The sequence below is a fragment of the Flavobacterium sp. 1355 genome, from assembly GCF_017833415.1.
In the GTDB taxonomy this organism is placed as follows: domain Bacteria; phylum Bacteroidota; class Bacteroidia; order Flavobacteriales; family Flavobacteriaceae; genus Flavobacterium.
This window is the reverse complement of the sequence record NZ_JAFICC010000002.1, coordinates 407,712-415,225: the sequence shown is the minus strand read 5'-3', so window position 1 is coordinate 415,225 and position 7,514 is coordinate 407,712. Positions and strand designations below refer to the sequence as shown.

Here is a 7,514-nt window from a genome sequence, read left to right as displayed (position 1 = left end):
ATAGTGTAGTCTTTTTGTGTACGCTTTATATAGCGTAATTCTTGATCTTTTTCCATAATGATACTTTTTGTGTATCGCTATTTCAGGACTAGACAGAAATTATAAAAAAAAAGCTGCATCAAAGAATGCAGCTTTTTTATTGAAGTCAGAAAACCGATTTCTTAATTCGTTTTCATAGGTGGTAAGTCAAACGCAATAGAATCGTGTTCAAAATTATTACGGTGTCCTCCATCGCAGAAAGGTTTGTTTGCAGATAATCCGCAACGGCAAAGGCCTAGTGCAGATCTACCATGTAGTCCGTAAACTGTTCCTTCTGAATCCATGATTTCAAAATCACCTTCGATTTTTATAGATCCGTTTTTATTGATGATAAGTTTTGTCTTGCTCATAAGATTGTTTTTGTTTTTTTCAGGGCAAAGGTTGCAAAATATATCCTTATTTGTGAGTCTCAAACGTAGTTTAAACTGGTTCTATTTTATGGAGTTGTTTCACGAGATGCACGAAGGTTTCGCAGAGATACGCTAAGTTTTTTTATTTGATTGCCTTAAAAGAATCTCGCAAAGTTTTTGTTTCACGCAGATTCAGCAGATGGAGCAGATTAATTAAAAAATCCTTTTAATCCTTTAATCTGTGGCATTAATTTAAAACTTCGCGACTTTGCGACTTTGCGAGATTAAAAAAATTCAACTAATCGCTGCGAAAATCTCTGCGAATCTCCGTACAATAACAAAATCTCAATTCTATTGCTTATTTTTGCACTCAATAAAATTGAGTTATGATACAAAATCCAAAGAGATATACTATTACGGCAGCTTTACCTTACACCAACGGACCTATTCATATTGGGCATTTGGCTGGGGTTTACGTGCCTGCAGATATTTATTCGAGATATTTAAGATTACAAGGAAAAGATGTTGCATTTATCTGCGGAAGCGATGAACATGGTGTTGCAATTTCTATGAAAGCCAAAAAAGAAGGAGTTACCCCACAAGAAGTTATTGATAAATATGATGGAATTATAAGAAAATCATTTGCTGATTTCGGAATTTCATTTGATAATTATTCTCGTACTTCGGCTAAAATTCATCATGATACGGCTCAGGAATTCTTCAGAACTTTGTACGATAACGGTGATTTTATTGAAGAAGTAACAGAACAATTGTATGATGCAAAAGCAGATCAGTTTTTGGCAGATCGTTTTGTAGTAGGAACTTGCCCAAAATGCGACAACCCGGAAGCGTACGGCGATCAGTGCGAAAAATGCGGATCGACTTTGAATGCAACGGATTTAATTAACCCAAAATCTACGATTACAGGAGAAACTCCAATTTTAAAATCAACAAAGCACTGGTTTTTACCTTTAGACAGATATACTGATTTCCTTACAGAATGGATTTTAGTCGGACATAAAAGCGACTGGAAACCTAATGTTTACGGACAAGTTAAATCATGGGTTGATGGTGGATTAGAACCTCGTGCGGTAACGCGTGATCTTGACTGGGGAATTGATGTTCCGGTTGAAGGTGCCGAAGGCAAAAAACTATATGTTTGGTTTGATGCGCCTATCGGGTATATTTCGTCTACCAAAGAATGGGCGGCGCGCGAAGGAAAAGACTGGGAACCGTACTGGAAAGATGAAGAAACGAAACTGGTTCACTTTATCGGGAAAGATAATATTGTTTTTCACTGCATCATTTTCCCTGCGATGCTAAAAGCCGAAGGAAGCTACATTTTACCGGACAATGTACCTGCAAATGAGTTTTTGAATCTGGAAGGAAATAAACTTTCAACTTCTAAAAACTGGGCAGTCTGGTTACACGAATATTTAGAAGAATTTCCGGAGAAACAAGACGTTTTGCGTTATGCTTTAACATCAAACGCACCGGAAACAAAAGATAACGATTTTACCTGGAAAGATTTTCAGGCTAGAAACAACAACGAATTGGTTGCTATTTTTGGAAATTTCATTAATCGTGTTGTGGTTTTAACCAACAAATATTACGAAGGAATTATTCCGGCACCAAACGAATTTTCAGAAGTTGACGAACAAACGTTAGCCGAATTAAAAGCGTATCCGGCCGTGATTTCCAGTTCGGTAGAACGTTACAGGTTCCGTGAAGCTTTGGGCGAATTGATGAATGTAGCACGTTTAGGAAATAAATATCTTGCTGATGAAGAGCCTTGGAAAGTAATGAAAGACAATCCGGAACGTGTAAAAACTCAAATGTATGTGGCATTGCAAATTGCGGCTGCTTTAAGCGTTTTGGCCGAACCGTTTTTACCTTTTACTGCAAAAAAACTTTCTAAAATTCTAAACATCGACAACTTAAGTTGGAATTTGGATTTTCAGGATTGGAATTTGTTTCCGCAGGAACATAAAATTGGTGAAGCAGAATTGCTTTTCGCTAAAATTGAAGACGAAGAAATACAAAAACAAATAGATAAATTGGAAGCTACAAAAACCGCTAATCTTGCAGAAAACAAACAACCGGAACCACAAAAAGAGTTAATTCAGTTTGAAGATTTCGCTAAAGTGGACATTCGTGTAGGAACTATTCTTGAGGCTGAGAAAATGCCAAAAGCAAACAAACTTCTGGTTCTTAAAGTAGATACCGGAATTGACGTTCGTACTATTGTTTCTGGAATTGCTGAAAGCTTTTCGCCGGAAGAAATTATCGGAAAACGTGTTTCTGTATTAGCAAATTTAGCTCCAAGAGCTTTGCGCGGAGTTGAAAGTCAGGGAATGATTTTGATGACAACAAATGCCGAAGGAAAATTAGTCTTCATCAATCCGGATGCTGATGCTCCGAATGGCGAAACGGTAAATTAATCCTTTTATTATTTTTTGTACTCAGTCTCCTGCAAGGTTTTTTTCAACCTTGTAGGTTTAAATATATTGGAATACCTACAAGGTTGAAAAAAACCTTGCAGGAAAAAACAAAAGTATTTTTCTTACATACTTTAATTTTTTAGTTGTACGTTTGTCTTGCAAACATTACTACCAAGGAGAAATCCTTAAACTTATTTAAGTTAACATAAGCGTATACCACGTCATGGTGAAGGGAACGGGAAACCGCCTAAAATTATTCCTTGGAATGTTTGCACACCTTAAGCGTGGTATTCGTGTATCTAATATTTTCTAATATGCAAACAGAAAATCAAAAAACACCAGAAACGGCTGTATTGACAGCAATGGCAAAATTTCTTTCAGACCTTTGGTTTGAAGATGATTTTAGAGATCAACCAGAGTATTTGTCCGAAATATTTGAGGCACTTCTACTAACCGAAATGGGCGATTATCAAGATTTTAGAATCAAAATGATAAGTTGTATCAGGACAAGTAAAATGTTGGCAGATACGATTGGTTCTTTTTCTGATCTGGAAATTAATAATGCCTGCAAGAAAATCATGAATGCGTAGTATTAATAATTCCTGTAAGGTTTATTCAACCTTGCAGGTTTTTTAGATATATTGCATACCTACAAGGTTAAAAAAACCTTGCAGGAAACGAATCAAAAATTAAAATCTGCAGTTGTGTCATTAGGCACATTTTATCTCTTGTTGGCCTATATTTCTTTTTAAATAAGAGAAAAAATAAGACATTTGTTATCCTATGAAACTCACCAAACCAAGATTAGCCTTAATATGCGGAATACTTTGTATTTCTATCTTCCCTATATTGGTTAAACTGAAACTAGCCCCAGGATTAATTTCTGCTTTTTATCGAATGTTTTTTGCTTTCATTTTACTTTTACCATATGTAATTTTGACGAAAAACTTCAAACTCCCAAAAACAAAATTCTTGCTTTTGGCTATGCTTTGCGGTATTTTATTTGCCTCAGATGTTGCAGTTTGGAATATCGCCATTCAGGATTCAAGCGCGACTCAGGCTTCGTTGCTGACGAATTTGTCACCACTTTGGGTTGGAATTGGCTCATTTTTATTTTTAAAATCAAAACCGGCAATCAATTTCTGGATTGGAACTCTAGTTGCCTTATTGGGTATGGTAACATTGGTAGGTTTCGGTTTTTTTATCGAATTGAATTTCAATCAGGCTTTTCTCTTCGCAGTTTTATCAGGAATTCTGTACTCGATATATCTTCTGGTCGGCAAAAATGTTTTATCTCAGGTTGATGTTTTGTCGTTTATGACTATCAGTTTACTTGCTTCAAGTATTTATCTGGGAATCCTTTGTTATTTACTAAACGAACCCTTTACCGGATTTTCAAATACCGGTTGGTTTGTCCTATTGCTACAGGCTGTAATTTGCCAATTGTGTGCCTGGCTCTCGATTAGTTATGCCACACAACACATGCGCGCCACAAGAGTTTCGTTAAGTTTATTAAGTCAGGCTGTAATTACTTCAATATTAGCTTGGTTGTTTTTAGAAGAACGAATAACTTTACAAATGGTTTTTGGCGGCATCATTTTACTTTTCGGAATCAGAATTACTTTTTATGATAAGACGATTTCTCTAAAGCAACTGTTTTCTAAATAAAATTTTGGCTCGTCGATTGCATAAATAATTCGTGAAATTCGGTGGCAAATATTCTCACGCAGATTGAGCAGATTGGGCAGATTTATTCTAAAATAAATAATCTTATCTTTAAAAATTAGTGAAGATTCGTGAAATTCGTGGCAAAAACCTCAAACTTGAAACAAAAACATTATGTTACATAAAAGCAAAATTCCAAATCTTAAAGTAATTGCATTTGATGCAGATGACACCTTATTTGTAAATGAACCTTATTTTCAGGAAACCGAGCATAAATTCTGTGCCTTGATGGAAGATTATCTTTCACATCAGGGTATTTCTCAGGAATTATTCAAAATAGAAATCGAAAATTTACCGCTTTATGGCTACGGAATCAAAGGATATATTCTTTCTATGATTGAAGCTGCAATGAATATTTCAAATAATACAATTCCGGTCGAAGTAATTGAAAAAATCATTCAGTATGGAAAGGAATTACTAGAAAAACCAATCGAACTTCTTGACGGTATCGAAGAAACACTTCAGGCTTTGCACGGAAAATACAAATTGGTTGTTGCGACAAAAGGTGATTTAAAAGATCAGCACAGCAAACTGCATCGTTCAGGATTGGGTCATTATTTTCACCATATCGAAGTGATGTCAGACAAACAGGAAATTGATTATCAAAAACTCATTGGTCGTCTGGACATTCAGCCTGATGAATTTTTAATGATTGGAAATTCTTTAAAATCAGATGTTTTACCGGTTTTAGGAATTGGAGGTTATGCTGTTCATATTCCATTTCACACTACTTGGGAACACGAAAAAATTAGTCATAAAGTAGAACATGAACATTTTAGTTCATTTGAAAAAATCACAGAAGTGATCCATAATTTAACGTAATGAAAACACTTTTAGATTTAGAAAACTGGAACAGAAAAGAACATTTTGCTCATTTCAGACAAATGGAAGAGCCTTTTTTTGGAGCAACAATAGAAATTGATTGTACAAAAGCGTATCAAACAGCAAAAAGCCTGAATGTTTCTTTTTTTATCTATTATTTGCATAAAACGTTGGTTGCTGTAAATACGATTGAAAATTTTAAGTACAGAATTTCAGAAGATAAAATTTATATCAATAATCGTGTCGATGCTTCGGCAACGATTGGGAGGGAAGATGGTACTTTTGGATTTTCATTGATTGAATACAATCCTGATTTGAAGATTTTTGAACAAAATGCTTCAGCAGAAATTGAACGTATTCAAAACACTACCGGACTTTTTACAAGAGAATTTAATGACGATAATGTTATTCACTTTTCTGCAATTCCGTGGCTAAATTTTACATCGCTTACACATGCGCGTAGTTTTACGTATCCCGATAGCTGTCCTAAAATTTCTTTCGGAAAAATGGTTACAGGTGAAACCGGAAAAAGAACTATTTCAATGGCTGTTTTTGTACACCACGGCCTGATGGATGGTTTACATTTAGGCCAGTTTGTAGATTGCTTTCAGGAACTGATGAATTCGTAAACAGAATTCGGGCGCTAATTTTGATTGATTTTATTCTTTAAAAAATATGAGGAAAATATTTCTGTTTTTAGCCGTAATTTACAATTCTGTCCTCTTGGGTCAGACAATAGTTACTACTTATCCGTTAGACATTAAAAACCCAAAAGAATCTGATCAGATTTTAAACTTTGAAAACACAGTAACTCATGAAGTTATTGCTTTTATAACATCTCAGGAAAATTTCACCATTTTAAAGTATAATAGTGCCTTATTCCTTACAGATCAGTTTACCGGTCAGGTAGAATATAAAAACAGATCGCTGATGGGGTATAGTTTCAGCGAAGACGGGAATCCCACTTTATATTGGTATTCAGAAATATCAAAAGATATTATAATTGTCAAATATTATTTTGAAACCAAAACATCAAAAGCCTTAAAATTTGAATATGCTGTTTCCAGTGAGTTTATTGTGACTTCATTTCAAAAAGACAATACTTTTAATCTGCTGACACAACACAAATCTGCACCTGCGCTTATTCTTTACGTCTTTAAAAACGGAATTGTTGAGGAAAAAATACTTGATTTTACTTCTTTTAAGTTTCAGGACAGAAAAACACAGCCAAAGTCTTTTAATCAGATTCTTAAGGATTATCCTATTGAGAAAATGGAACCGGGTGAATATAACCCATTGTCGAAAGTCGTTGGCAAAACTAAATTGTACTTGTTAAGCAACCGGTTAATTTTGACTTTGGACCACAGCCTGAAAAAAACGCAATTGTTTGACATAAACCTTAGCAATCTTCAAATAAAAGAGCAAAATTTTTTGCAGCCGGTTAGTAAAAAAGTTAGCAAATCTTCTAACTCTTACTATCATGAAAACAAACTCTTTCAGGTTAATACAAATGCATATGAACTTTTGCTGGATGTAAAAAAACTCGATTCTGAAACCGTGATGAAAAGTATTACGGTTTCAAAAAACGACACTATTCGCTTTAAAAATTCTCCATTATTGATTCAAAGAGATAATTTTAAACCCACAGAATTAAAAAACACAGCTAAATTTCTACAGCAGTTATCTTCTTCAGATATTGGCGTATCCGTTTTTAAAAGCAAAAAAAATCTTTTTATTACCATTGGAGGACAACAGCTAATAGATCAGGGTTTTGATGGATTTTATCCAATCACAATGACAAAAAGCATTTTTTTTGAAACAATCTGGAACAAAGCATTAGAGTTTACTACAGAAGAACAGCAGCCGCTTGCCTTAGATAAAATTTATTTATTCATGGACAGCCACAAAGAAGTTTCTCTGGAAAATATAATGAAATTTAAAGATCATTTCATCTTAGGATATTTCGATACAAAGACGAAACAATACACGATGCGTAAGTTTACTGACGGATATGATTAAATCTTTAAAAATAATAAACAAATTGCTTATTTTCTAAGACACTCATTTTCAATCAGTTGTTTTATTGTAGTATTTATCTTAATGCACTTGTCTTATTCTGTTATATTTATGGCTTAAA

Annotated in this window: 7 protein-coding genes; 6 read left to right on the top strand and 1 reads right to left on the bottom strand. The window is 34.3% G+C overall.

The window, feature by feature from the left end:
• Positions 1–161: 161 nt before the first annotated feature.
• Positions 162–389: a CDGSH iron-sulfur domain-containing protein gene (locus tag JOD96_RS04215; RefSeq protein WP_209563014.1), complete on the bottom strand. Its 228-nt coding sequence runs from the start codon at positions 387–389 to the stop codon at positions 162–164.
• Positions 390–775: 386 nt separating this feature from the next.
• Between JOD96_RS04215 and metG the strand changes: the two genes are divergently transcribed.
• The 6 genes from metG to JOD96_RS04185 all read left to right on the top strand — a co-directional run bounded on the left by metG (position 776) and on the right by JOD96_RS04185 (position 7,396).
• Complete coding sequence (gene metG / locus JOD96_RS04210) at positions 776–2,830, top strand: methionine--tRNA ligase (RefSeq protein WP_209563013.1); 2,055 nt, start codon at positions 776–778, stop codon at positions 2,828–2,830.
• Positions 2,831–3,144: 314 nt separating this feature from the next.
• Positions 3,145–3,420, top strand: a complete 276-nt coding sequence (locus tag JOD96_RS04205; protein WP_209563012.1) for a hypothetical protein — start codon at positions 3,145–3,147, stop codon at positions 3,418–3,420.
• A gap of 193 nt (positions 3,421–3,613) precedes the next feature.
• Positions 3,614–4,498, top strand: a complete 885-nt coding sequence (locus JOD96_RS04200) for a DMT family transporter (RefSeq protein WP_209563011.1) — start codon at positions 3,614–3,616, stop codon at positions 4,496–4,498.
• A 171-nt stretch (positions 4,499–4,669) separates the two neighbouring features.
• Positions 4,670–5,377, top strand: coding sequence for an HAD family hydrolase (locus JOD96_RS04195; protein WP_209563010.1), 708 nt, complete (start codon positions 4,670–4,672; stop codon positions 5,375–5,377).
• Entirely contained in the window at positions 5,377–6,006 is a 630-nt protein-coding gene (locus JOD96_RS04190; protein WP_209563009.1) for a chloramphenicol acetyltransferase, read from the top strand. Before JOD96_RS04195 ends, JOD96_RS04190 begins: the two co-directional genes overlap by 1 nt.
• Positions 6,007–6,052: 46 nt before the next feature.
• Positions 6,053–7,396 carry a hypothetical protein gene (locus JOD96_RS04185; protein ID WP_209563008.1) on the top strand — a complete coding sequence of 448 codons (1,344 nt, stop codon included), beginning with the start codon at positions 6,053–6,055 and terminating at the stop codon, positions 7,394–7,396.
• The last annotated feature ends 118 nt before the right edge of the window (positions 7,397–7,514 follow it).

Excerpts from the sequence above, each read along its gene's own strand:
- JOD96_RS04215 (WP_209563014.1), bottom strand. The coding sequence starts at position 389 with ATGAGCAAGACAAAACTTATCATCAATAAAAACGGATCTATAAAAATC.
- metG (WP_209563013.1), top strand. The coding sequence starts at position 776 with ATGATACAAAATCCAAAGAGATATACTATTACGGCAGCTTTACCTTAC.
- JOD96_RS04205 (WP_209563012.1), top strand. The coding sequence starts at position 3,145 with ATGCAAACAGAAAATCAAAAAACACCAGAAACGGCTGTATTGACAGCA.
- JOD96_RS04200 (WP_209563011.1), top strand. The coding sequence starts at position 3,614 with ATGAAACTCACCAAACCAAGATTAGCCTTAATATGCGGAATACTTTGT.
- JOD96_RS04195 (WP_209563010.1), top strand. The coding sequence starts at position 4,670 with ATGTTACATAAAAGCAAAATTCCAAATCTTAAAGTAATTGCATTTGAT.
- JOD96_RS04190 (WP_209563009.1), top strand. The coding sequence starts at position 5,377 with ATGAAAACACTTTTAGATTTAGAAAACTGGAACAGAAAAGAACATTTT.
- JOD96_RS04185 (WP_209563008.1), top strand. The coding sequence starts at position 6,053 with ATGAGGAAAATATTTCTGTTTTTAGCCGTAATTTACAATTCTGTCCTC.